This is a genomic window from Paenibacillus sp. FSL P4-0127, assembly GCF_038007325.1.
Lineage (GTDB): Bacteria > Bacillota > Bacilli > Paenibacillales > Paenibacillaceae > Fontibacillus > Fontibacillus macerans.
In genome coordinates this window covers 662,791-687,752 of record NZ_JBBOWY010000001.1, presented here as the reverse complement: position 1 = coordinate 687,752, position 24,962 = coordinate 662,791, and the positions used below count along the sequence as shown (strand labels likewise).

Below are 24,962 nucleotides of genomic sequence, written 5' to 3'. Positions count from 1 at the left end.
TAGAAGCGCACGTTCAGTTACTCACCTAGTGCAAACGGTTGACGCAAATTCTCTCCCGGAACCTTCGTTTGCTCCCGGGCCTCGTGCTCAGGCGTGAGCTTGTCAAGCGCTTTTCTTGACAAGCGGTTAGGTTCAAATCAACACTTTTCCTATTCCTCATTGGAAATGAGGAACGCCTCACGGCGAGTGTGGGGGTGCAGGGGGCAACGCTCCCTGCGTCTCCCCAAAGGGGACGGAAGGGGCGTTAGTTAGCCACCGGTTGTTCCACCGTTCGAGCAACAGCCCATATGAACCCGGTTAGCTCCCTGGCCACCGCGCCTACGGCCACATTTTTGTGTTTGTTCTTTCCAAAAATGAGATGACGGTATTTGTAATGCAATCTTTCTTGCGCTTTCCACGACAACAGTTGTATATCGGCCGGCATGCCATCCAAACGCTTGGCGAGATCTCCTTTCACCGCAGGCCGATGACGGTAGCTCCAGGCGGATTCCACCAAGGATCGGCGCAAGCGCCCGTTACCGGCTTTGGTCATACTTCCGCGCCGAGTACTCAGGCCGGTTGAACTCTCACGAGGAACCAACCCTAAATACGCCATGAGTTGGGCCGGGGAGCGGAAGCGAGTAAATGAACCGATCTCAGCAGCTAGAGTGACGGCCGTCAGTAGTCCAATCCCACGCAGGGACTGAAGCACCCGAATCAGAGTTGCCTTGGAGCCGACCGTGGCTTGCTGAACCAAGGCTTTTTCCAAACGCCCCATCCGCTGCTCGATCTCATTTAAGGTATGGAGCATCTCGTCGAAGGCTACTTGCATGGGCTCATAAGGGAATGTCAGTTGCTCCAGCCAGGAACGGTACTTCCGGGTCCAACGACGCTTTATCGTAGCCGGCGGTTCGATTTGATGGCGGAGCAGGAACTTCAATATCCGCTGGCGTGCCCGATGCGCGTCCTCTTTGGCGGCCTCCCGGGCGCGAACCAACTCCCGCAAAGCCTCGTCTTCCCGCTCCGGGACGTAGACAGGAGTCAATTCTCCTGCACGAAACAGACGGGCAAGCTGCTCGGCGTCCCGTCGATCCGTCTTCACGTGATCACCAGGGCGTTTGGGAATAAGCGACGGAGCAATGACAACGCAATGGGCTCCCATGGAGGTGATCCAGCGATAGGTTTCGTAACCTGTCGGACCTGCCTCATAACAAAACGATAGCGTTTCGGCCGGTCCCAGTTCTTTGATCAGCTTGCGCAGCGCCGCCGGAGTGTGAGGAATGCTCCCGTAATAGCGAGGAGTTTCACCGCTTGCATCTGCAATAGCAACCGAAATTTTTTCTTTGGATACATCTAAACCGACGAATTTTGTGGTAGACTGCATAGTATCAGCTCTCCTTTGCTATGTAGCTCTGAAATGGTTTGGTTTTCACTATCCATTTTAACCTACGAGATGTAGCAATATGGAGGGCTGTCTTTTGTTTACGTTCATCATAGCTAGATTTCTGGCGTGATCCTAAATGGAATAGCGGGCAAGGTGTACCGGAGATTTTGTGCAGGCGTTATGCAACGCCAGCGGAATTTTCCGGCAATAGCGTCTCTTGTGTCCGTTAGCTGGGGAATGATGCGAAAATTGCTTCTAGAGGCAATTCAAAAAAGTCATCTTTTGACCATTAAGCGGGTCACGAAGCAGGTTACGAAGCAAATTCGACGTGGAGTCTTGAATTCAGCCGGGTGGGGCGGATGCTTCCGAAGCATGTTTCCTACGGAAACATTTCAGTTGCTCACATACCTTCCAAGAGCCTATCCTTCTGGAGCCGTTTTCTCCAAAAGCGATTAGCTCCGCTACTTCGTCCCTAACTTCATCCGACCTAAAGCGTTTTGAAGAAACGCACATCGTAAGCATAAGCTTCGGTGCTGAAAACTTGACTTTTTGAACACGTATTTTTAGCGTCTTCTCAGTCCGTTAGAGTGCAGCGTTGTCCGCATCGCGGTTTGGCTTGCCCTGCCCGATTTCATATTTTGCTCCGGCAGTGGTATATTAGGTACATGCAGAAACGGACTGAAGCAGAGGGAGGAAGAGAGCATGAGCGCTCGCATTACGGTCGTCGGGCTCGGGTCGGGCGATCCCGACAAGCTGACCTTGGGAAGCCTGAAAAGCCTTCAGGGGGCGGGGGAGCGGTACGTGCGGACGAAAGACCATCCGGTCGTGGCCTGGCTGGAGGAGACGGGGGTCTCGTTCGTTTCGTTCGACGACGTGTACGAAGCGAAGGAGGATTTTCCTTCCGTCTATGAGGAAATTGCCGCACGGCTGCTTAAGCGGGCCGAATACGGCCCGGCAGGCATGGAAATCGTTTATGCCGTGCCCGGCCATCCGATGGTTGCCGAGGCGACGGTCAAGCTGCTGCGGGAGCACTGCCCGCAATCCGGAATCGAGCTGGAGATTGTTGGAGGCGAGAGTTTCCTGGATGAAGCGTTTGTCCGCCTCGGGTTCGACCCGATCGAGGGGTTTGCGCTGCTTGACGCAACCGCCGTTAATGGGGAACGGATCGACCCCCGCCGGCATACGCTGATCGGCCAGGTGTACGACCAGCTTACCGCGTCGGAGGTGAAGCTCGGGCTGATGGAGGTATTCCCCGACGATTATCCCGTCGTTGTCGGACATGCCCTCGGCGTCGCCGGGCAGGAGCAGATCCGGCGTATCCCGCTGTATGAGCTGGACCGCATCGATGGGTACGGCAATCTGTCGCTCGTCTACGTGCCGGCCAGTGAAGACGAGGCCTTGCGCATCCGCAGCTTCGAGCGCCTGCACGAAATCGTGACGATTCTGCGCAGCCCCGGCGGATGCCCGTGGGACCGCGAGCAAACGCATCAGTCGATCCGCAAAAATCTCATCGAAGAAACGTACGAGGTGCTCGAAACGATCGATGACGACGATCCCGACCATATGCGCGAGGAACTGGGCGATCTGCTGCTGCAAATCATGCTCCATTCCCAAATGGAAGAAGAGCTCGGCACCTTTACGGTATACGACGTCATCCGCGAACTGAACGAAAAGCTGCTCTACCGCCATCCTCACGTATTCGGCAATTTGAGCGCGGAGGACGCCGAAGCGGCGCTGAACAACTGGGAAGCGATGAAAGCCGAAGAAAAACGGCGCAAAGGCATCAAGCCCGAGCAGCAATCGGCCCTTAGCGGGGTGCCGCGCGATTTGCCGGCTTTGATGAAGGCTTACAAGCTGCAAAAAAAAGCAGCCAAAGCGGGCTTCGATTGGGAGCAAATCGACGGGGTATGGGACAAGCTGGAGGAAGAGATCGCCGAACTCAAGCAAGCGGTGCAGGACAAGCTTGATCCGGAAGCGCAGGAGCTTGAGCTGGGGGACGTGCTGTTCTCGGTCGTTAACGCGGCCCGCTATATCGGCGCCGATCCCGAGCAGGCCCTGTCACGGACGATCGCCAAATTCACCCGGCGGTTTCATTATGTGGAGGAACGGCTGAGAGCCCAGGGGAAAACGCCGGGCGATAGCTCCTTGTCGGAAATGGATGTACTATGGGAGGAAGCTAAGTCGAAAGAACGGGAATAATGGGATAAAAGGCCTAAAATTCGGTTTTTTCGCGAAAAAATTAAAAAAAAGTTACGGTCCGGGCAGGATTTTAAACGTAAAGCAAGAATACTGTTACAAAGATATCGTAATGGCTTTAAATCAGGCTTTTTGCCTGTAGTGCCAAGGTATCACCTATCTTTTTATTTATTGGGAGGCATTATTAATGAACAAAACAGATCTGATCAACAACATTTCCAGCAAAAGCGGTTTGACGAAAAAAGACGTTGAAGCCGTATTGAACGGTTTTCTCGGCGAAATCACGGATGCTCTTGCTGGCGGAGACAAAGTACAATTGATCGGCTTCGGCACGTTCGAAACCCGCAAACGTTCCGGCCGTACCGGCCGCAACCCGCAAACGGGCAAAACGATTGAAATTCCGGCATCCAATGTTCCGGCATTCAAAGCGGGCAACAAACTTAAAGAAGCTGTAAAATAATGCGTCTTGATAAATTCCTGAAGGTATCACGGTTAATTAAGCGGCGCACGGTTGCAAAAGATGTCTCCGAGCAAGGCAGAGTTCTCATCAACGGACGCGAATCCAAGCCGAGCAGTACGGTGAAGGTGGGCGACGAAATCACGGTACAGTTCGGCCAAAAGCTGGTGACCGTCCGCGTTGAGCGCCTGGCAGAAACGACCCGCAAGGATGAAGCTGCGACCTTGTATACCTTGGTTAAGGAAGAGCCGATCGCGAAGGGTAACGGTCTGGATTGGACCTGATTCGCGGCAGGCCACGAGCATGTCCCGTTTAGGCGGGGCATGTTTTTTTGCATTCTTGCTACCGTTTTTGTCGAGCTCAGGGGGGAATAGCGGTAAAAGGATTACCCGGAAAAACTACCCGGAAATCTAGCTATGATGAACGTAAACAAAAGACAGCCCTCCATATTGCTACATCTCGTAGGTTAAAATGGATAGTGAAAACCAAACCATTTCAGAGCTACATAGCAAAGGAGAGCTGATACTATGCAGTCTACCACAAAATTCGTCGGTTTAGATGTATCCAAAGAAAAAATTTCGGTTGCTATTGCAGATGCAAGCGGTGAAACTCCTCGCTATTACGGGAGCATTCCTCACACTCCGGCGGCGCTGCGCAAGCTGATCAAAGAACTGGGACCGGCCGAAACGCTATCGTTTTGTTATGAGGCAGGTCCGACAGGTTACGAAACCTATCGCTGGATCACCTCCATGGGAGCCCATTGCGTTGTCATTGCTCCGTCGCTTATTCCCAAACGCCCTGGTGATCACGTGAAGACGGATCGACGGGACGCCGAGCAGCTTGCCCGTCTGTTTCGTGCAGGAGAATTGACTCCTGTCTACGTCCCGGAGCGGGAAGACGAGGCTTTGCGGGAGTTGGTTCGCGCCCGGGAGGCCGCCAAAGAGGACGCGCATCGGGCACGCCAGCGGATATTGAAGTTCCTGCTCCGCCATCAAATCGAACCGCCGGCTACGATAAAGCGTCGTTGGACCCGGAAGTACCGTTCCTGGCTGGAGCAACTGACATTCCCTTATGAGCCCATGCAAGTAGCCTTCGACGAGATGCTCCATACCTTAAATGAGATCGAGCAGCGGATGGGGCGTTTGGAAAAAGCCTTGGTTCAGCAAGCCACGGTCGGCTCCAAGGCAACTCTGATTCGGGTGCTTCAGTCCCTGCGTGGGATTGGACTACTGACGGCCGTCACTCTAGCTGCTGAGATCGGTTCATTTACTCGCTTCCGCTCCCCGGCCCAACTCATGGCGTATTTAGGGTTGGTTCCTCGTGAGAGTTCAACCGGCCTGAGTACTCGGCGCGGAAGTATGACCAAAGCCGGTAACGGGCGCTTGCGCCGATCCTTGGTGGAATCCGCCTGGAGCTACCGTCATCGGCCTGCGGTGAAAGGAGATCTCGCCAAGCGTTTGGATGGCATGCCGGCCGATATACAACTGTTGTCGTGGAAAGCGCAAGAAAGATTGCATTACAAATACCGTCATCTCATTTTTGGAAAGAACAAACACAAAAATGTGGCCGTAGGCGCGGTGGCCAGGGAGCTAACCGGGTTCATATGGGCTGTTGCTCGAACGGTGGAACAACCGGTGGCTAACTAACGCCCCTTCCGTCCCCTTTGGGGAGACGCAGGGAGCGTTGCCCCCTGCACCCCCACACTCGCCGTGAGGCGTTCCTCATTTCCAATGAGGAATAGGAAAAGTGTTGATTTGAACCTAACCGCTTGTCAAGAAAAGCGCTTGACAAGCTCACGCCTGAGCACGAGGCCCGGGAGCAAACGAAGGTTCCGGGAGAGAATTTGCGTCAACCGTTTGCACTAGGTGAGTAACTGAACGTGCGCTTCTAGCTTGCAAGAGCTCTCCTTGACGAAGGCATAACATGTGGTACCAACCCACGGATAGCAGCGTGCCGACCGTCGCTCGCATTTTTGCTCTCGCGCCACGTGCTCAGGCACCTCTCACACGGAGGGCTTGACAAAAACGTTCATAGCAACGGTTGTAACAGCGGCTATTTTTCGAAAAAGGTCCTATTCTAAATTTTAACGGTTGTGAGCGCCGTTATTTGCCTGAATCTAAGCAAACTAAGCCGGATTTCAGTGAAATAAGCGCCATGGCAACCGTTACAATTTGAAATCAACGTTCCTGGAACAAATAGCGCTAGTGGCAACCGTTAGAATATTGGTGTGGCTAGAAAATGTATCTTGTCAGATCAGAATTGATGCAGCGCTAATGGTGGGGGAAGGAAAATCCCGGAATACACCCAAAATTATTGCTACTTCGGCAGCGGAGGGGTACGCCTAATGTCCATCCCTTCCCGCACACCACGCGCTAACACGTGCCTAAAGTATAGGTTCGCGCCTACAAAACCGCCGACTCCTCCCAAGCCATCATGACGGAGGGGAACAGCTCGATCGCGCGCGGGAACACGCCGTGGATGTACGCGATCAGTACACCGTAGTTGACGATCGGCACGCCGGCGGCTTTAGCCTCGTCGAGGCGATGCAGCATATCGCGGCGGTTCAGCATGCAGGCGCCGCAGTGAACGATCAGCGCATAGCGGGTCAGGTCCGGCGGGTAACTGTGGCCGGAGAATTGCTCGATATGCAGCTGTTTCCCCGTCATCTGGCGCAGCCAGCGCGGGATTTTGACGGAGCCGATGTCGTCGGACTGCCGATGGTGGGTGCAGGCTTCCGCGATCAGCACGTGATCGCCGTCGCGCAGGTTTTCGATGGCCCGGGCGCCTTTGACCAGCTCGCCCAGATCGCCTTTGTGGCGAGCGAACAAAATGGAAAACGAGGTCAGCGGCACTTCTTTCGGAGTATCGGCGGCCACTTTGAGAAAAACCTGCGAGTCGGTAATGACCATCCGCGGGTTCCCCTTCAATCGCTCCAACGTTGCCCGCAGCTCATGTTCCTTGGTGACGACGGCGCTGGCGTCGCTCTCCAAAATATCGCGGATCGTCTGCTGCTGCGGCAAAATCAGCCGGCCTTTGGGGGCGGCCTTGTCGATCGGCACGACCAGCACAACGACATCGCCGGGGGAGAGCAGATCGCCGACGATCCGGAAACGGTCGTCATCGTGGGGGAGCGCGCCCGTGATCGCTTTTGTAAGCTCGGCCACGCCCGTCCCCGCCGCGGCGCTGAACGGCAGGCAATCCAATCCTAGCCGCGCCTTCACCCGAGCCCGCGCCGTATCGACCTCATCGATGGTGTCGATTTTATTGAGCACCCCGACCACGGGGATGTTTTTCTCCTTTAACTCGGCGAGCAGGCCCGGATAAAAGGCATCGGCTCCCGTAAGCAAGGCCTCCGCCGCGTCGATCACCAGCAAAGCGAGATCGGTGCGCTCCATCAGTTCCCGCGTTTTCTGCCGGCGCAGTCCGCCAAGCAGACCCTCGTCATCAAGCCCGGCGGTATCGATCAATACGACCGGTCCCAGCGGGAGCAGTTCCATCGCTTTATACACCGGATCGGTCGTCGTTCCCCGAACCGGGGACACCACGGAAATATCCTGCCCGGTCAAGGCGTTAACCAAGCTGGATTTCCCGGCATTCGTCCGTCCCAACACCGTAATATGCGTCCGCTCTCCGCGCGGCGTAGCGTTTAAGCTCATCTCGTGTTCCTCCCTGATTTGCCGGGAATGCCCGGCTTGGTTACTTCAAGCGGGTTCAGGATCCGGGCCGCCTGTTCGGCGGTCAGCAGCCCGCGCTCCAGGGCGGCCTGCTCCACGGTTTGGCCTTCCCGGGCGGCCGCACCCGCGATTTCGGCGGCAAGCTCGTACCCCAAATGGGGGACAAGCGCCGTCGCCAACACGGTGGAGCGCTGCAAATGCGCGCGGCACACCGCCTCGTTCACGGCGATCCCGCGCACGCAGCGCCGCTCGAACAGCTCCACGGCCCGCTGCAGAATCTCCAGCGAGTCCAGCAGGGAATCGGCGATCAGCGGGCCAAACGCGTTGAGTTCGAGCTGGCCCCCGGCGGCGGCCATGGTGATCGCCGCATCGTTCGCGATGACGCGCATGGCGGTCAGCCCGGCCATCTCGGCCATGACCGGGTTGACCTTGCCCGGCATAATCGAGGAGCCGGCCTGCACGGCAGGCAGCGTGTATTCGCCGATGCCGCCGGCCGGTCCGGACGCCAAGAGGCGCAAATCGCCGGCGATTTTGAGCAGGGTGACGGCCGCCGCCTTCAGCAGGCCGGACACCTCGACGAAGATGTCCCAATTTTGCGTCGGATCCATCGGATATTCGCTTTGGGCGAGACCCAGCCCCGTCAAATCCCGCAGCATCTCTACCACCTGGCAGCTGTATGCCCGCGGGGCCCCAAGCCCCGTCCCGATGGCGGTGCCGCCGAGCGGAATTTCGCGCAGCCGCTCCTCCGCTTTGTATAACCGCCACCGGTCGCGCGCAGCCGCTTTGGCATAGGCGCCGAACCCTTGCCCGGCCATCATCGGCAGGGCGTCCATCAGCTGCGTGCGGCCCAGCTTCAGCGTGTCCGCGAATTCCTGCTCCTTCTCCTGCAGCGCTTCCTGCAAAGATGCGTAAGCTTCGCTGAGCGGGCGCAGCAGCCGGATCGCGGCGATGCGCAGCGCGGTCGGGTACACATCGTTGGTCGACTGGCAGCAGTTGACGTGATTCAGCGGATGAACCAGCCCGTAGTCGCCTTTTTGCCCGCCAAGCCGTTCGATGGCCAGGTTGGCCACGACCTCGTTGACATTCATGTTGGTGGAGGTGCCCGCCCCGCCCTGCAGCGCGTCAACCGTAAACTGGTCCTGCAGCTCGCCTGCGTTGATTTCGTCGCACGCCCAAAGAATCGCTTCCGCCACTTCCGCCGGAATCAGTCCCAGCTTGCCGTTCACGGCGGCCGCCGCTTTTTTCACCAGCACGAGCGCCGCGATCAGGCGGCGGTTGACCGGCCTTCCGCTAACCGGAAAATTGTCCATGGCCCGCGCCGTATGAATCCCGTAATAAACGTCGGCGGGAATTGTCATTTTGCCTAGGGAATCGGATTCCCGGCGGTTTTTTTCGCCATGTCCGGCCCCGTTTTTGCTACCTTGCTCCATCAGGATTCGCCTCCAAAAGCCGCTTGCGTTTCTTCCGTAATTATCGTAAAAAAACACGCTGCCAAATCCTGTAAAGAAAGTCACTTAACCAGAATGAAAATCACGCGAAGTCTTGCAAGTTATCCGGTTCTAAAGCCGACAATTCGTCCATAAGCTATTGGTAAGAAGGAGGGGTACATGCCATGGTCGAACAATTGAAAGGAAAACACCAGGAGCTGCATTTAATGAATCGCAAGCTGCTGGAAATTTCGGGAGTCCTCAATGTGGAGAGCTTCGACAATGAGGAGTTTCTGCTTCAGACCGAATTAGGGCATTTGGCAATCCGCGGACAAAATTTACATATTAAAAACCTGAACCTCGAGCAAGGGCTTGTCAGCATTGAAGGCCTGGTTAACACCTTGTCGTATTTGGAGCAGGGTTCACATCCGTCCGGTAAGGGATTGCTCGGCAAACTGTTCCGATGAATCTGGAAACGCAGTGGATGACCCTTCTATGGATGTTCGCCTCCGGGGGGATTATGGGGATCGTCTTTGACAGCTATCGCGTCGTCTCGGGACAATTCCGTTTTCCCCGCTGGAGTGTCCATGCCCTTGACCTGGTATATTGGGCGGCAGCCGCCTTGTTTGTATTTCGCGTGTTATACCATAGCAATCATGGGGAACTAAGGTTCTATGTTTTTCTCGGGTTGTTTCTAGGTATTTGGATTTATTTTTTGCTTCTTAGTGTTCTAACGGAACGATTTGTGTTAATGTTAATATGGATAACTAACCAAATTTACCGGTTTATCGTAAGGATTATCCAGCTTTTCATCATTGCTCCGTTCCGCTGGTTGTTCAAAGGAGCCAAGCTTCTGCTCGGTTTTGTCTGGATCGTGCTGCTGTTTCTCGGGCGGATCACGCTGCTGCCGCTATGGAAGCTAATTTCGTGGGTCTTTAGGCCTATATGGAAGCGGCTGCGGATTCCGGAAGGGCTAAGCAAATTTAAGAGTTGGCTGGATATCTGGAAGAATCGTATTGTGCGTTTGTTACGCTGGTTCATCAAAGAGTGATGCTTTAAGGAGGTGTCCCTGATGCGTGCGGTTACGACAAATCCAAAGATGTCAAAAAATCCTCGGAATTCTCAAAAGCCCGGAAGCGTCGGGGCGCGTCGGCGGCTCCGGTTATGGCTCGGTTTTATGATCGTATTCCTTGGCTGGGCGGCGTATACGTATATTTCCCAATCCGAAGAGATCGGCGAGAAGTCGCAGCAGCTTGCCAAGACGCAGGCCTCCGGGAAGCAGACCGAAGAAAGCTTGAACCAGCTTAAATATGAAGTGAACCGTCTGCAAGATCCCGAATATATCGGACAAATTGCCATGAAGAAATACGGGCTGTATAAGCCCGGGGAAATTCCGGTCCGGGTATCGGAATCCGAAGCCGGAAATGACTGATCCCATGCGGGATATACGTCTGTTGACCTTGTTTCAGTCATTCGGTATAATCAAATCACCGCAGTCATGAATTTCGAGGCCTGGCTGTATATTTTTAAGGGAGGATCATTTTATTTTATGGCAATTGAAGTGGGCACCAAGTTAGAGGGAAAAGTGACAGGCATCACGCATTTCGGAGCATTTGTGGATCTGTCAGGAGGTGTCACGGGTCTCGTTCACATCTCGGAGATCGCCGACAATTACGTTAAAGACGTTAACGATCATCTGAAGATTGGCGACACGGTTACCGTGAAGGTAATCAATGTCGATAAGGACGGTAAGATCGGACTTTCCATCAAACAGGCTGTTGACAAACCGGTAGAGGCTAGACCGCCTCGCGCACCGAGAACAGATCGGCCAAGCGGAAGAGACGGAGACCGTCCGGGCGGCGGATTCAACCGGGACCGTGGAGGACGCTCTTTCAAGCCCCCAGCCAACAAATCTTCCTTCGAAGACAAAGTATCTCGTTTCCTTAAGGACAGCGAGGAGCGGATTTCTTCGCTCAAGAAGAACACGGAAGGCAAACGCGGCGGACGCGGTGCCAAACGAATGTAATCCCTAAAGTGACCGAAAACTTCAAACCCACCGCAGGTGATAAGCTCGCCTGCGGTTTTTTGTGCGCTTTTTTGCGGTAAATTATGGCAATTCTGTGGCTTTTGCTGGAGTAAAGGATGTTTTGTCGGCTCTTCGCTTTTCCCGACAGGTTCTTACGCAATTTTACGATGATCACGCTCCTATGGCGGCGGGGGCATGGCAAAGTCCATGCGAACATAGGAACGCTTCGGGGCAATCGCCGTCATGGCGGGCCTGCATTCGCGCCGTTTCGTAAACCCCTCTCAATTTGTCGGAAATTTCTTTGGGCGTTCCTCCGGTATCTGACAAACTTTCCGCTCCCGTGCTCCTATAATGGGACATACCTTACAAATTTGGAAAAGGCGGTGCCGGGATGTTGAACAAGTGGAATGTCACTCTGTTTCCAGGATTGAAAAAGGGAAAGGCATGGAATAAAGAGGCGTTGTGGAACGAAATTTTAAACCTGCCGGTTTTGGGGCGGGCCGCGCGTTTTTTTGCGGCGAGCAAATGGAACGGGCTGCTGATCCTGATGAGTTTCCTGCTTGGGCGGGCGACGATATTGGACGAGCTTGCACCGTTTGCGGTAGCTTTTTTTGCCGTCATGGTATTTATGCGGCGGGACATCGCTATGGTTACGGCGGCGGTGATGGTGGCGGGCGCCATGTTTACGCCGGGCGCGCAGGCGCATGCCGCCCAAATTGCGGTGGAGCTGCTGATCTTCTATTTGCTGCAAAAAGGGCTGGAAGCGTTTGAGCGGGCTGACATTTCCTATGCGCCGATCATGGTGTTTACAAGCACGTTTTTCGTTGGACTGTTCGGCGCGGTCATCGGGCCGTCGCTCACATGGTACGCGCTGACGATGACCGTGATGGACGCGCTGCTCAGCTTTGTGCTCACCTTGGTGTTTATCCAGGCGGTCCCCATCTTTACGTACCGTAAAAAACAATATCACCTGCGGGGTGAGGAAATTTTGTGTCTTGTCATCTTGCTCGCCTCGGTCATGACTGGTACGGTCGGCTGGGAAATTTCCGGGTTGTCCGCCGAGCATGTGCTGTCCCGCTACCTGATTCTGCTGTTTGCTTTCGTGGGCGGCGCTCCGCTGGGCGCGTCGGTCGGCGTCATAACCGGGCTGATTTTAAGCTTGGCCGACACGTCGGCGCTTTATCAAATGAGCTTATTGGCCTTTTCCGGCATGCTCGCCGGCATGATGCGGGAAGGGCGAAAATGGGCCGTCGGCTTCGGCATGCTGCTCGGGTCCTCGATTCTTTCCATTTACATCGCCGGGCCTGCGGACGTGATGTCCTCGACTTGGGAGAGCTGCGCTGCGGTGCTGCTGTTCCTTCTGACTCCGAAAAAAACGGTCAATGTGATCGCCAAATATGTTCCCGGCACGCAAGAGCATGTGAAAACGCAGCATGAATATGCCAAGCGGGTGCGCGACATTACGGCCGAGCGAGTGGCGCAGTTCTCCCAAGTCTTTAAGCAGCTTTCCCGGAGCTTTGGCCAAGTTTCCAGTTCGGGCGAAATCGTAAGGCGCGGCGAGGAAATCGACCATTTCATGAACGCCGTGACGGAAGGGGCCTGCGCCACCTGTTTCCGCCGCGGCACGTGCTGGGACGGCAAATTTTATCAGACTTATAAATTGATGACGGAGATGATGACGGCGATCGAAGAGAAGCCGGACATTTCTCCGGACGAGCTGCCTCCGAAGTGGGGCAAGCTGTGCGTCAAAACCGACCAGGTGCTGGACGTGATGAAGCGGGAATATGAACTCTACCAACATGATATGCACTGGAAACAGCAAATATACGACAGCCGGCAGCTGGTGGCCGAGCAATTGTCCGGGGTGTCCCAGGTAATGGAGGATCTGGCCCGGGAAATCAAGCGCGAAGGACAAGCCATGTACCGGCAAGAGGAACAAATCCGCGAGGCTTTGGAAAAAATGGGCTTGTCGATCCACAACATCGATATCGTCAATTTGGATCACGGCAATGTGGAAATTGAAATCGTCCATGCTTACACGCGCGGGTTTGATGAATGCCGGAAAATCATCGCCCCGCTGCTGTCGGATATTTTGGGTGAGCATATCGCGGTGATGAACGAGACGATGCACGGAGGAAAAGAAGGCCTTGCGACCGTTACGTTCGGGTCGGCCAAAGCGTTTGAAATTACGACCGGGGTCGCCGGCACCGCCAAAGGGGGCGATTTGCTGTCCGGCGACAGCTTCAGCGCCAAGGAGCTGGGCAACGGCACTTACGCGGTGGCCATCAGCGACGGCATGGGCAACGGGGAGCGGGCGCGCTTGGAAAGCAGCACGGCGCTCAGCATTCTCGAGCAGCTGCTGCAGTCGGGCATGGAGGAGACGCTGGCGATCAAATCGGTCAACTCGGTTCTGATGCTGCGTTCGCCGGATGAGGTGTACGCTACGGTCGACATGGCGCTGATCGATCAATATACGGCACGCACAACCTTTATGAAGATCGGATCTTCCCCAAGCTTTATCAAACGCGGAAAGGAGGTGATCCCGGTTTCGGCGAGCAACCTGCCGATCGGGATTATTCAGGACATCGAGGTCGATCTGGTGACGGTGCAACTGTATCCCGGCGATACGCTGATCATGATGACCGACGGCATTTACGATGCGCCGGGCCCGGCCGTGAACAAAGAGCTGTGGATCAAGCGGCTGATCCAGGAAATCAACGCCGACGATCCGCAGGAGATCGCCGATTGCCTGCTCGAATCGGTCATCCGTTATCAGAAAAACGTCATTCACGATGATATGACCGTCGCCGTGGCCACCGTCGATCACTTGCGGCCGCAGTGGTCAACGCTGCATATCCCCGGGATCAGCCGGCTGGAAAGGCCGCGTACGGTCAGTTAGAAGAGGGCTTGAGGTGAGAACCTCAGGTTCTTTTTTTTGCGTGAAAGGTTGTTTTTCTGGTTTGATGTTTTGCCCGAAATTGGGGGGAAGCACGCTATAATGGAGAAAGAAAGGGGCGTGTGGAATTGGATTACCGCGTGGACGTAACATTTGAACCCCGGTACGAGCTATTGAGCAGCCTGCATACGATCATTTGCCGTAAATCGCATAAAAAAATCGACCTTGCCCCGGCCTGGGTCAAGGAAACCTTACAGTGTCTGACGCCCGGGTTCGCCGCCATGCTGAAGGAGATGGAAGTGGACGGCGATTGGAAATTCACTTACCTGCTAACCTGTTTGTGTCCGGCCGGACTGGCGCCGGAAGCCTTCCTCGCTTGGCTGGAGGCCAAGACGCCGGGCGATTTATATGAGCTGACCGCCGGATACACCCAGCAGTTCCCCAAGGATATGGGGCTTTACCGCTCGCGGACGCTCGAGGTGTTGTCCATGTGGAACGAGCAGTATTTCCGCCGGCTGGATCCGGCGGTGCCGGGCGCGCTGCGGGCGGAAGCCGGACGGCGAAAGGAAGAGTTGGCCGCCGCCGAACCGTTGGCGTTTGTCGAGCGGACGACGAACGGGCTGGCGTTCGCGCCGAAGGAGGGGCTGGAGCGGTTGGTGCTGGTGCCGCAGTATCATTTTCAGCCGATGAATGTTATTTATCACTTTGGCAAGGTAACGCTTTGCCATTATGCGGCGCGAATCTACTTCGGCGACGAGACGGATTTTCCGCCGCAAGAATACCGCATGATCCGGGCGCTCGGCGAGCAGAGCCGGCTGAAAATCCTGCGTTACTTGAGCGAGGGCCCGCGGACGTTTACCGAAATCGTCCGCCATTTGCAATTATCGAAGGGCATTACGCACGATCACGTGTCCAAGCTGCGCAGCGGCGGCTTCATCCGGGCCCATTTCGAGGGAGAGACGGTCACCGAATACAGCCTGCGTGCGGAGATGTTGGACGTAATGCACCGGAAGCTGGTCGATTATATTAAGCCGCAAGGTTAATCTCGGGTGATCTCGAATGATCTCGTATGATCAAGCTATCCGGAACATTTATTACGCTAACGGTTGTCATCGCGCTTATTTAGGCGAAACCGCCCCATTACTGCCGGGAAAACGGAAAATAGGCTCGCTGGCAACCGTTACATTTGGAATCCGTTCGTCTTTACCCCAATAGCGTCGATCACAACCGTTGCTATGAACGTTTTTGTCAAGCCCTCCGTGTGAGAGGTGCCTGAGCACGTGGCGCGAGAGCAAAAATGCGAGCGACGGTCGGCACGCTGCTATCCGTGGGTTGGTACCACATGTTATGCCTTCGTCAAGGAGAGCTCTTGCAAGCTAGAAGCGCACGTTCAGTTACTCACCTAGTGCAAACGGTTGACGCAAATTCTCTCCCGGAACCTTCGTTTGCTCCCGGGCCTCGTGCTCAGGCGTGAGCTTGTCAAGCGCTTTTCTTGACAAGCGGTTAGGTTCAAATCAACACTTTTCCTATTCCTCATTGGAAATGAGGAACGCCTCACGGCGAGTGTGGGGGTGCAGGGGGCAACGCTCCCTGCGTCTCCCCAAAGGGGACGGAAGGGGCGTTAGTTAGCCACCGGTTGTTCCACCGTTCGAGCAACAGCCCATATGAACCCGGTTAGCTCCCTGGCCACCGCGCCTACGGCCACATTTTTGTGTTTGTTCTTTCCAAAAATGAGATGACGGTATTTGTAATGCAATCTTTCTTGCGCTTTCCACGACAACAGTTGTATATCGGCCGGCATGCCATCCAAACGCTTGGCGAGATCTCCTTTCACCGCAGGCCGATGACGGTAGCTCCAGGCGGATTCCACCAAGGATCGGCGCAAGCGCCCGTTACCGGCTTTGGTCATACTTCCGCGCCGAGTACTCAGGCCGGTTGAACTCTCACGAGGAACCAACCCTAAATACGCCATGAGTTGGGCCGGGGAGCGGAAGCGAGTAAATGAACCGATCTCAGCAGCTAGAGTGACGGCCGTCAGTAGTCCAATCCCACGCAGGGACTGAAGCACCCGAATCAGAGTTGCCTTGGAGCCGACCGTGGCTTGCTGAACCAAGGCTTTTTCCAAACGCCCCATCCGCTGCTCGATCTCATTTAAGGTATGGAGCATCTCGTCGAAGGCTACTTGCATGGGCTCATAAGGGAATGTCAGTTGCTCCAGCCAGGAACGGTACTTCCGGGTCCAACGACGCTTTATCGTAGCCGGCGGTTCGATTTGATGGCGGAGCAGGAACTTCAATATCCGCTGGCGTGCCCGATGCGCGTCCTCTTTGGCGGCCTCCCGGGCGCGAACCAACTCCCGCAAAGCCTCGTCTTCCCGCTCCGGGACGTAGACAGGAGTCAATTCTCCTGCACGAAACAGACGGGCAAGCTGCTCGGCGTCCCGTCGATCCGTCTTCACGTGATCACCAGGGCGTTTGGGAATAAGCGACGGAGCAATGACAACGCAATGGGCTCCCATGGAGGTGATCCAGCGATAGGTTTCGTAACCTGTCGGACCTGCCTCATAACAAAACGATAGCGTTTCGGCCGGTCCCAGTTCTTTGATCAGCTTGCGCAGCGCCGCCGGGGTGTGAGGAATGCTCCCGTAATAGCGAGGAGTTTCACCGCTTGCATCTGCAATAGCAACCGAAATTTTTTCTTTGGATACATCTAAACCGACGAATTTTGTGGTAGACTGCATAGTATCAGCTCTCCTTTGCTATGTAGCTCTGAAATGGTTTGGTTTTCACTATCCATTTTAACCTACGAGATGTAGCAATATGGAGGGCTGTCTTTTGTTTACGTTCATCATAGCTAGATTTATTCGATGGACCGCCGCTTTCAAAATAGCGGCACTTTATGCACTAGCGTTGCATAAAACCTAACGCGAATAATCAAATATTAGTTAAATATGGGTAATTATGATCATTTTTCATGGAAAAAGCATAAAAAATCTCCTATTGTAAAGAGGTAGGTACGTTGTCCATAACTCTCTACAAAAGGAGACCAACCATGGATAACGTTAAAGCTAAAACGGTCATTCGTCAACTGATTTCCTTACTGCCCATCGATGTGCATCAACGTTTACTCTTCGACCATTACACCAAGAAACTTACCACGATGAAAGCGATCATGCTCTTCATCAATGCTCAGTTGAAACAATGGTCATCTTACGGTGAAATGGAAATTGCACTTCGTGCTGAGCCGAAACTTCAGCAGCTTCTACAGTTGGAGAGTATCAGCGGCTCGCAATTATCCCGAAAACTCGATCAGATCCCAACGGAGCTGTTGGAGTGGATGTTTCAGCATCTGGCATCACAAACACAGCAACGTGCTTGCCACCAGGGCCAGAGCGGGAAATTGCACATCATTGATTCTTCCAGCATTCGACTGCCGCTTCAACTTGGAAGTTGGGCCAAGATGTCAAATAAGAGTAGCGGCGTCAAGATGCATCTGCGCCTCGTTGTTACAGCTCCCGACAAGCTATTTCCTGATGCCATGATCCCCAGTTCGCTCAATGTAGGGGATCGTGCGGGGGCCGTTGAACTGGTCGTCCCCTCGGATGCGATTTATGTGATGGATCGCGGTTATGATGATTATGCCCGGATGGATCAATGGGTCCAGGACAACATCCAGTTTGTGATCCGTATGCGAGATCGCGCGCTTGCCACCGTCATTGAGGAGTATCCTGTTCCGGAAGGCTCGAACATCACGCGGGACGCCAAGGTTTGCGTGGGCAGTTCCTTCCGATCCATGGAACATTCCGTTCGTTTGGTGGAGTTTTATGACGAGCAGGAACGGACTTATCGTATTTTTACATCGGTATGGGATAAGACCGCTGAAGAAATCGCGCAGATCTACAAAAATCGCTGGCTCATCGAGTTGTATTTTAAATGGCTGAAGCAACATTTGCGATTGAAGAAGCTGCACAGTCATAAACCACAGGCTATTTGGAACCAATTATTCTTGGCTTTAATTACTGCCTTGCTCGTGGAGCACATCCGGCACAGCACCCAAACGGCAAAAACAAACTGGCAAGTGCTCCGGATTCTCCGCGAGTATTTGTACCGTTCATGGCGATCCTTTCGAACCGAACTGGATCGGAAACCCAGTCGAAGTAGTCCGGGGAGACGTCCGGGGTCAGGTCCCAAAGCGTTATCGGTGCGCACAATGGTTGGGATAATTAAGCCAAGCAAGTTCAAGGAATAATATCCATTATATACATTTAATGGGACATCGCGACCTACGCATTAGGTAACCTTGGCTTTTTGGTCTTAAGCTTAAAAAATGACTGTAAAAAAATCCATTTATAGTTTCAATAATCCAAATGTGGGTTTTGCTGAAAATTGATGTTAGTGTTCTTGCAACGCTAGTGCACTTTATGCACTTATTATCCGGTGCTCAGCATGTTCATCCCCATTAGAGGCATTTTTAGTACTTATTTTCTCAAGAATGGTCCGGAACGCGGGTATTTCCTGGTTACCCTAAGAATATAACGACATAAATTGCCTCTATTTCTCTCAAATGGACGGATATCACCGAAATAGCGACGTTTTTTGTCCTTATGTTTTTCGCAGTCAGGAAGGAGTCTCTTAGGCTGCCTGGGATTAGCAGGTTTTCGCGGCGTGATCCCTAAAAAGGCCTCTAATGTTCCCAAAGAAGAAGGCCCGGCTCTTGCGTGCAGGCTGATTATGGTCAAACATCACCATGATCGGCCTGTTTTTTTTGTTATGCAGTCATAATTCAAAATTCTCCGAATAAAGAAAAATAAACAAGTTCTCTATTTACAGAACAAAATGTCATTCGTATAATGATAAAAGCATATAGTTGAGTTATCTTATCGGAATTTAAGAGTATAATAAGCCACGATCATTTTACAGGCAAATGGGAGGGAGAAGGATGAACAAGATGAAGAGAACAAGATTAACCGTACTGATGATGTTTTTGCTGACCGGCGCCCTGGTATTGTCGGCCTGCACCGGCAATAACGGGGACAGCACCGCTCAGGAAGGCGGTCCGGTGACGGCGGCCGCCGGGAACGGTCAAAGCACAGCCGCAGCCGGGAACGGCCAAAACGCGGCCGCCGCCAATGACGGCGATGCTGCGCCGGCGGCCGCGCTGCAGTTCACTCCGGCCGGCGATCTGTCCAAATTACCGGCAGTGGCCAAGCAGCGAACCGACACGATCATCGTCGGCCTGACCGATCCGAGCGGGGCGTTTACGCCTTATTTTCACCAAAGCGGCTATGACGGCAATGTGTCGTCGCTGTTGTTTACGCCGCTCGTAACAGTGGACGACAAAGGGCTGCCGGCTCCAGGGCTGGCCGAAAGCTATGACGTTTCCGCAGACCAGCTTACATATACGTTCCATCTGCGCAAGGATTTGAAGTTCAGCGACGGGTCGCCGCTGACGGCGGATGACGTGGCTTTTACCTGGACGCTGCTTCACGATAAAGCTTACGACGGAGACTCGCAAATTCCGGCGCTCCGTATTGAAGGCGGCGAAGCTTACAAAGCAGACAAAGCCGGGAGCATCTCCGGCATCACCGTCATAGATCCGCTGACCGTCTCGGCCAAGCTGGAGCAGCCGAATGCCACGGCGCTGGTGCTCCTGGGCGGCGACGTGTTGTCCAAAGCTTACTACGGCAAGGATTACAAATTCGGCCAGCTCGACTACATTAAGAAGCTGCATGAGAAGCCCCTCGGCAACGGGCCTTACGTGCTGGAGAAATTCATTCCGGGGCAAGAGGTTCGCTATGTCGCCAACGAACATTACTATACCGGGAAGCCGAAAACGGAGCGGTTTATCTATAAAACGTCCGAAGGTGACACCTGGCAGTACCTGGAGACCGGCGAAGTGGATTACGCTTCTTTTAGCGCTACAACGGAAAACATCGATAAGCTGAAAAGTTTGGGTTTCGTCAATATTTTGCCGTACACGCCTAGCACTTATGGTTACCTGCAGCTCAATCTTGAACATGAGTCACTGAAAGACAAGAAGGTTCGGCAGGCGCTAACGTACGGGCTCGACCGCCAAAGCATCTACGTCGACGCAAACCAGGGCGCTGGGCAAGTCGCCAACATTCCGGCTTCGCCGATCTCCTGGGCTTATACCGAAGAAGGCATCAACGATTACGCTTATGACGCGGACAAAGCCAACGAACTGCTGGATGAGGCGGGTTGGACGAAGGGCCAGGACGGTATCCGCGAAAAAGACGGCCAAAAGCTGACGATCCATTTCCTCGGCTCGAAAAACGCCCAGACCGACATTTTTATCGCCGTCGCCGCGGAGAACTTCGCCGCCATCGGCGTCGATTTTCAGCCGGAGGTGTTTGCTGACTTCAACGCGCTCGTCTCTAAAGTGGAAGGTGGAGACTACGATATTGCCTCCTTCTTCACGCCGATGCTGACGGACCCGTCCGAAGGGGTGGTGCAGTTCGTGGACGGGGAGATCAAGGGCTACGATAACCCCAAAGTAAAGGAGCTGTACGACAAGGCGCTGGCCACCAGCGACATCGAGCAGCGCAAGGGGGCATACAAGGAGCTGTTCCAACTGCTCAACGACGAACTGCCGGTGATTTTCACTTCCTACAAAAAGACCGTGTACGCCTATAACGGCCGCATTCAAAATCTGTCCGTCAGTCCGTTTACCGGCCTGTCCTCCAGTCTGCCGAACTGGACGCTGCATTAAGAGCAATGAGCACATATATCGCCAAACGATTGATTTACATGGCGGCGATCCTGCTCGCCGCCTCGCTGCTGATCTTCTGCTTGTACGCGCTGACGCCCGGCGACTTCATCAGCGGCAACATCAAGCTGTCGCCGGAGCGGAAGGCCGAGCTGCGGGAAATTTACGGCTTGAACAGGCCGGTGCTGGAGCGGTACGCCATATGGATGAAAAACGCCTTCCACGGCGACTTCGGCTACTCGCTGGCCCAACAAAAACCGGTGCTGGCGCTGTTCAACGACTACATTTGGAATTCGTTCCTGCTGGCGGCGGTGTCAACGTTCTTGACCTGGTTCATCGCGGTGGTCGTCGGCGTCGTCTCGGCCTACAAACAGTATTCCTGGTTTGATACCTTGGTGCTGGTGCTGATTTTTGCCGCGATGTCGCTGCCGTCGTTTTTCATCGGTCTGTTTCTGATCAAGATCCTCGCCGTTGACTTCAAATGGCTGCCGCCGGGCGGGATGATTACGACGGGCAGCAATGCCACCGGACTGGTTTATGTCAAGGAAGTGATCCATCATATGACACTGCCGGTGATCGTTATGACCGTTTTGGGCGTCGGTTCGCTGACGCGTTATTTCCGTACCAACATGATCGACGTGATCAAGCAGGATTACATCCGCACGGCCCGCGCCAAAGGACTGAAAGAGAGCAAGGTGCTGTACCGCCACGCCCTGCGCAACGCGCTGCTGCCGGCGATCACGCTGGTCGGCTTCGAACTGCCCGCTCTGTTCGGCGGTTCGCTGATTATCGAGAAGATTTTCAACTGGCCGGGCATCGGGCAGCTGTATATGTCCTCTTTTTCGCTTCGGGATTATCCGCTGCTGATGGGCTTTACGATGCTGATCGCGATTTTGACCGTCCTCGGAACGCTGCTGTCGGATATGCTGTACCGCGCCGCCGATCCGCGCGTCCGATTGCATTAGGGGGTGCCGGTGAAAATGACCTTATTCCAAGAAAAAATATCGCACCCGGGCCAAGCGGCCGTGCCTGCTTCCGCGTTCAAGAAGCCGTCGCTGTGGCGGCAGTCGCTGCGCCGGCTGCTTCGCAATAAACTGGCCGTGTCCGGTTTCATCGTCGTCGCCTTCATGTTTATCGCCTGTTTCTTAGGGCCGCTGTTTTCGCCGTACGCCGACAACAAAATCAACATGGCGCTCATGAACAGGCCGCCGAGCTGGCAGCATTGGCTGGGCACCGACAAGCTGGGCCGGGACGTGCTCGTCCGGGTGCTGCAGGCGGGCCGCATTTCGCTGACCGTCGGGTTGGCCTCGATGGTGGTGTCCGTGTTCCTCGGCACGCTGCTCGGAGCCATCGCCGGGTATTACCGCGGCGTCGTCGACCAAATCATCATGCGGCTGGCCGATCTGCTGCTGACGATCCCCGGCCTGCCGCTGCTGTTCATCTCCGGGGCGCTGCTGTCGGAATGGAAGGTGCCGACCGAATACCGCATGTACATCGTCATGCTGATGCTCAGCCTGGTCAACTGGCCGGGGCTGGCGCGGATGATCCGCGGACAGATGCTCAGCCTGCGGGAGCGGGAGTTCATGCAGGCGGCGGTGGTGCTGGGGCTGCGCGACCGGCGCAAGCTGATCCACCACCTGCTGCCGAATCTCATGCCGCTAATCATCGTCATGGCGACGCTGAACATCGGCGGATCGATTTTAAGCGAATCGGTGCTGAGCTTCTTCGGGCTTGGCGTCATGCCGCCAACGCCCACCTGGGGCAATATGATCGACGCCGCCAACAATATGATCGACTTCCAGCAGCATCCCTGGCTGTGGATTCCGCCGGGGTTGTCGATTTTCGCCACCGTCATCGCCATCAATCTGTTCGGCGACGGCCTGCGCGATGTGCTGGACCCCAAATTGAACAGGTAGGTGAACGACAGATGCCGGCTTTGCTGGAGATAGAGCGTTTGAGCGCGCATTTTACGACGGAAGAAGGAAGGATCAAGGCGGTTAACGAGGTGAGCCTGCGGATATTGCCGGGGGAAACCGTCTGCATCGTCGGCGAGTCCGGCTGCGGCAAAAGCGTGACGGCGATGTCGGTCATGGGGCTGCTGCAAGGTGCCGGCGTCGAAATCGGCGGGAGGATTAAATTCGGGGAGACCGATTTGCTGTCCCTCGATAAGCATCATTTGCGAACGATCCGGGGTCATGAGATCGCAATGATCTTCCAGGAGCCGATGTCTTCGCTCAATCCGGTCCTGACGATCGGGGAGCAGATGATCGAGCCGATGGTCCTGCACTTGAAGCTGCCCAAGAAGGTGGCCCGCCGCCGCGCCGTGGAGCTAATCGAGCAGGTTGGCATATCCCGGCCAGAGCAGATCATGAACAATTATCCGCATGAGCTGAGCGGCGGGATGCTGCAGCGGGTCATGATCGCCATGGCGATCTCCTGCGGGCCGAGGCTGCTTATCGCCGATGAGCCGACGACGGCGCTCGACGTGACGATCCAGGCCCAGATCCTCGACATGCTGCGGCGGATTAAGGAAGACTCGAACATGGCGATCCTGCTGATCACCCACGATTTGGGCGTTGTGGCGGAAATGGCCGACTACGTCGTCGTCATGTACGCCGGAAAAATCGTCGAGGAAGGCGAGGTGACCCGGCTGTTCGCGTCGCCCAAGCATCCGTACACGCAAGGGCTGCTGAAGTCCAAGCCGTTTTTGGGACAGCGCCGGGATGAATTGTTCTCGATCCCGGGGCAGGTGCCCAACCTGCTGGAGCTGACGCCATCGTGTTATTTTCACGACCGCTGCGCCGATTGCATGGATGTTTGCCGGACGAAGGAACCGGCGCTAGGGCGGGTCGGAGACGGGCAGAAAGCCGCTTGCTGGCTGTATGAGGAGGGGGAGCGTCATGGCTGAGCCGCTGCTGGAGGTGCGGCATTTGAAAAAGTATTTTCCGGTGAAAACGGGGCTGCTGCAGCGGACGACCGGACAGATCAAGGCGGTGGACGACATCAGCATCACGATCCGGACCGGGGAAACGTTTGGCCTGGTCGGGGAATCGGGCAGCGGCAAAAGCACGGTCGGCCGCAGCATCGTCCGCCTGACGGAGAAAACGGACGGCGAGATCCTGTTCAAAGGCACCGACCTGTACGCCCTGCCTGACGCCGAACTGCGCCGGCTGCGTCCGAAGCTGCAGATGATTTTCCAGGATCCGTACGGCTCGCTGAATCCGCGTATCCGGGTGGGGGACGCGATCGGAGAGGCGCTGCTTGACCACGGGCTGCTCCCCAAGGCGGAAATCCGCGACCGCGTGCTCGAGGTGCTTGCTTCATGCGGCTTGTCCTCCTATCATATCGACCGCTATCCCCACGAATTCTCGGGCGGGCAGCGCCAGCGGATCGGGATCGCCCGGGCGCTGATCCTGAATCCCGAGCTGATGATCGCCGACGAGCCGGTTTCCGCGCTGGACGTGTCGATCCAGGCGCAGATCATCAATCTGTTCCGCAAACTGCAGGAGACCCGGGGCCTTACGTATCTGTTCATTTCCCACGATTTGAGCGTGGTCGAGCATCTCTGCACACAGGTCGGCGTGATGTACCTAGGCGGCCTGGTCGAAACGGCCTCGCGGGACGAATTGTTCCGCCATCCGCTGCACCCTTACACCAAAGCGCTGCTGTCCGCGGTGCCGCTGCCGATCCCGAGGACAAAGCGGGAGCGGATCATCTTGAAAGGGGATATACCGAGCCCGGCCAATCCGCCTTCCGGCTGCAAATTCCATCCGCGCTGCCCGTTTGCCGCCGCCGAATGCAAGGAGCGGGCGCCGAAATTCCGCGACGCCGGCGGGGGACATTTTGTGGCTTGTCACCTGGTCTGATGAAGGGGAGCTTATTCCTCGATAAAGCTGTTATGTCTAAACCAGAACTTAGGGCCATCCGGCTTTGAGTTTATTTATACATTATAGAGTTTATTAAATCACAAGCGGGGAATATAGGGCCGTGCTCCGGTTAGGGAAGAGAGGAGAAGAGAAATCTGGAGACTAAAGGACCCTTAGAAACCTTATCTGCGGAAAAACGGAGGTTTTGAAAATGTACGACACAGTGGACCTTATTTACACCGGCGTTGCATTAAATCTGACAAGCTGCATTTTCTAGCCACATAAATTTTCTAACGGATGCCACAAGCGCTATTTGTTCCAAAAACGTTGA

General features: G+C 55.0%; 21 protein-coding genes. 16 read left to right on the top strand and 5 right to left on the bottom strand.

All coding sequences use genetic code 11. The features are described from left to right. Positions 1-244 precede the first annotated feature (244 nt). On the bottom strand, positions 245-1,363 hold the full coding sequence (locus NYE74_RS02940) for an IS110 family transposase (RefSeq protein ID WP_036623922.1): 1,119 nt from the start codon (positions 1,361-1,363) through the stop codon (positions 245-247). Between the two features lie 702 nt (positions 1,364-2,065). Here NYE74_RS02940 and mazG point away from each other — a divergent pair. The 4 genes from mazG (at position 2,066) to NYE74_RS02920 (ending at position 5,662) form a co-directional block, all read left to right on the top strand. Next, positions 2,066-3,562 carry a nucleoside triphosphate pyrophosphohydrolase gene (mazG, locus tag NYE74_RS02935; RefSeq protein ID WP_155621563.1) on the top strand — a complete coding sequence of 499 codons (1,497 nt, stop codon included), beginning with the start codon at positions 2,066-2,068 and terminating at the stop codon, positions 3,560-3,562. A gap of 184 nt (positions 3,563-3,746) precedes the next feature. Further along, complete coding sequence (locus tag NYE74_RS02930; RefSeq protein ID WP_036618112.1) at positions 3,747-4,019, top strand: HU family DNA-binding protein; 273 nt, start codon at positions 3,747-3,749, stop codon at positions 4,017-4,019. Continuing rightward, entirely contained in the window at positions 4,019-4,300 is a 282-nt protein-coding gene (locus NYE74_RS02925) for an RNA-binding S4 domain-containing protein (protein WP_341004577.1), read from the top strand. Before NYE74_RS02930 ends, NYE74_RS02925 begins: the two co-directional genes overlap by 1 nt. A 243-nt stretch (positions 4,301-4,543) precedes the next feature. Next, the gene (locus NYE74_RS02920; protein WP_036623922.1) at positions 4,544-5,662 is read left to right on the top strand and encodes an IS110 family transposase; all 1,119 of its coding nucleotides are present in this window, start codon (positions 4,544-4,546) and stop codon (positions 5,660-5,662) included. Between the two features lie 756 nt (positions 5,663-6,418). Here NYE74_RS02920 and hydF read toward each other — a convergent pair. Continuing rightward, entirely contained in the window at positions 6,419-7,672 is a 1,254-nt protein-coding gene (hydF, locus tag NYE74_RS02915; RefSeq protein WP_036618108.1) for a [FeFe] hydrogenase H-cluster maturation GTPase HydF, read from the bottom strand. Further along, positions 7,669-9,120, bottom strand: coding sequence for an aspartate ammonia-lyase (locus tag NYE74_RS02910; protein WP_082207600.1), 1,452 nt, complete (start codon positions 9,118-9,120; stop codon positions 7,669-7,671). Before NYE74_RS02910 ends, hydF begins: the two co-directional genes overlap by 4 nt. Before the next feature lie 182 nt (positions 9,121-9,302). Between NYE74_RS02910 and yabP the strand changes: the two genes are divergently transcribed. The 4 genes from yabP (at position 9,303) to NYE74_RS02890 (ending at position 11,143) form a co-directional block, all read left to right on the top strand. Then, a complete protein-coding gene (gene yabP / locus NYE74_RS02905; protein ID WP_036618106.1) occupies positions 9,303-9,584 on the top strand; it encodes a sporulation protein YabP in 282 nt (93 codons plus the stop codon). Then, a complete protein-coding gene (gene yabQ / locus NYE74_RS02900; protein ID WP_036618104.1) occupies positions 9,581-10,168 on the top strand; it encodes a spore cortex biosynthesis protein YabQ in 588 nt (195 codons plus the stop codon). The genes yabP and yabQ overlap by 4 nt, the downstream gene beginning before the upstream one ends. Positions 10,169-10,189: 21 nt before the next feature. Beyond that, the gene (locus NYE74_RS02895) at positions 10,190-10,549 is read left to right on the top strand and encodes an FtsB family cell division protein (RefSeq protein ID WP_051985144.1); all 360 of its coding nucleotides are present in this window, start codon (positions 10,190-10,192) and stop codon (positions 10,547-10,549) included. 117 nt (positions 10,550-10,666) lie between these two features. Then, complete coding sequence (locus tag NYE74_RS02890) at positions 10,667-11,143, top strand: S1 domain-containing RNA-binding protein (protein WP_036618103.1); 477 nt, start codon at positions 10,667-10,669, stop codon at positions 11,141-11,143. A gap of 171 nt (positions 11,144-11,314) precedes the next feature. Here the strand turns inward: NYE74_RS02890 and NYE74_RS02885 are convergent, their stop codons facing one another. After that, entirely contained in the window at positions 11,315-11,470 is a 156-nt protein-coding gene (locus tag NYE74_RS02885; protein WP_155621562.1) for a hypothetical protein, read from the bottom strand. A 64-nt stretch (positions 11,471-11,534) separates the two neighbouring features. Between NYE74_RS02885 and spoIIE the strand changes: the two genes are divergently transcribed. Both spoIIE and NYE74_RS02875 read left to right on the top strand, forming a co-directional pair. Then, positions 11,535-14,042, top strand: coding sequence for a stage II sporulation protein E (gene spoIIE / locus NYE74_RS02880; protein ID WP_082207599.1), 2,508 nt, complete (start codon positions 11,535-11,537; stop codon positions 14,040-14,042). Positions 14,043-14,161: 119 nt separating this feature from the next. Then, the gene (locus tag NYE74_RS02875; protein WP_341004576.1) at positions 14,162-15,082 is read left to right on the top strand and encodes an ArsR/SmtB family transcription factor; all 921 of its coding nucleotides are present in this window, start codon (positions 14,162-14,164) and stop codon (positions 15,080-15,082) included. 578 nt (positions 15,083-15,660) lie between these two features. Here the strand turns inward: NYE74_RS02875 and NYE74_RS02870 are convergent. Continuing rightward, complete coding sequence (locus tag NYE74_RS02870) at positions 15,661-16,779, bottom strand: IS110 family transposase (protein ID WP_036623922.1); 1,119 nt, start codon at positions 16,777-16,779, stop codon at positions 15,661-15,663. 311 nt (positions 16,780-17,090) lie between these two features. Here NYE74_RS02870 and NYE74_RS02865 point away from each other — a divergent pair, with 311 nt between their 5' ends. The 6 genes from NYE74_RS02865 (at position 17,091) to NYE74_RS02840 (ending at position 24,631) form a co-directional block, all read left to right on the top strand. Further along, the gene (locus NYE74_RS02865) at positions 17,091-18,287 is read left to right on the top strand and encodes an IS4 family transposase (protein ID WP_115311341.1); all 1,197 of its coding nucleotides are present in this window, start codon (positions 17,091-17,093) and stop codon (positions 18,285-18,287) included. A gap of 699 nt (positions 18,288-18,986) precedes the next feature. Next, positions 18,987-20,768 (top strand): ABC transporter substrate-binding protein, encoded by a 1,782-nt coding sequence (locus NYE74_RS02860; RefSeq protein ID WP_341005297.1) that lies wholly within the window; start codon positions 18,987-18,989, stop codon positions 20,766-20,768. A 5-nt stretch (positions 20,769-20,773) separates the two neighbouring features. Beyond that, complete coding sequence (locus NYE74_RS02855) at positions 20,774-21,730, top strand: ABC transporter permease (protein ID WP_341004575.1); 957 nt, start codon at positions 20,774-20,776, stop codon at positions 21,728-21,730. Between the two features lie 15 nt (positions 21,731-21,745). Beyond that, on the top strand, positions 21,746-22,681 hold the full coding sequence (gene opp4C, locus NYE74_RS02850; protein WP_124333637.1) for an oligopeptide ABC transporter permease: 936 nt from the start codon (positions 21,746-21,748) through the stop codon (positions 22,679-22,681). 11 nt (positions 22,682-22,692) lie between these two features. After that, positions 22,693-23,673 (top strand): ABC transporter ATP-binding protein, encoded by a 981-nt coding sequence (locus NYE74_RS02845; RefSeq protein ID WP_341004574.1) that lies wholly within the window; start codon positions 22,693-22,695, stop codon positions 23,671-23,673. Continuing rightward, the gene (locus NYE74_RS02840) at positions 23,666-24,631 is read left to right on the top strand and encodes an ABC transporter ATP-binding protein (protein WP_036618094.1); all 966 of its coding nucleotides are present in this window, start codon (positions 23,666-23,668) and stop codon (positions 24,629-24,631) included. Before NYE74_RS02845 ends, NYE74_RS02840 begins: the two co-directional genes overlap by 8 nt. Positions 24,632-24,962: the final 331 nt, after the last annotated feature.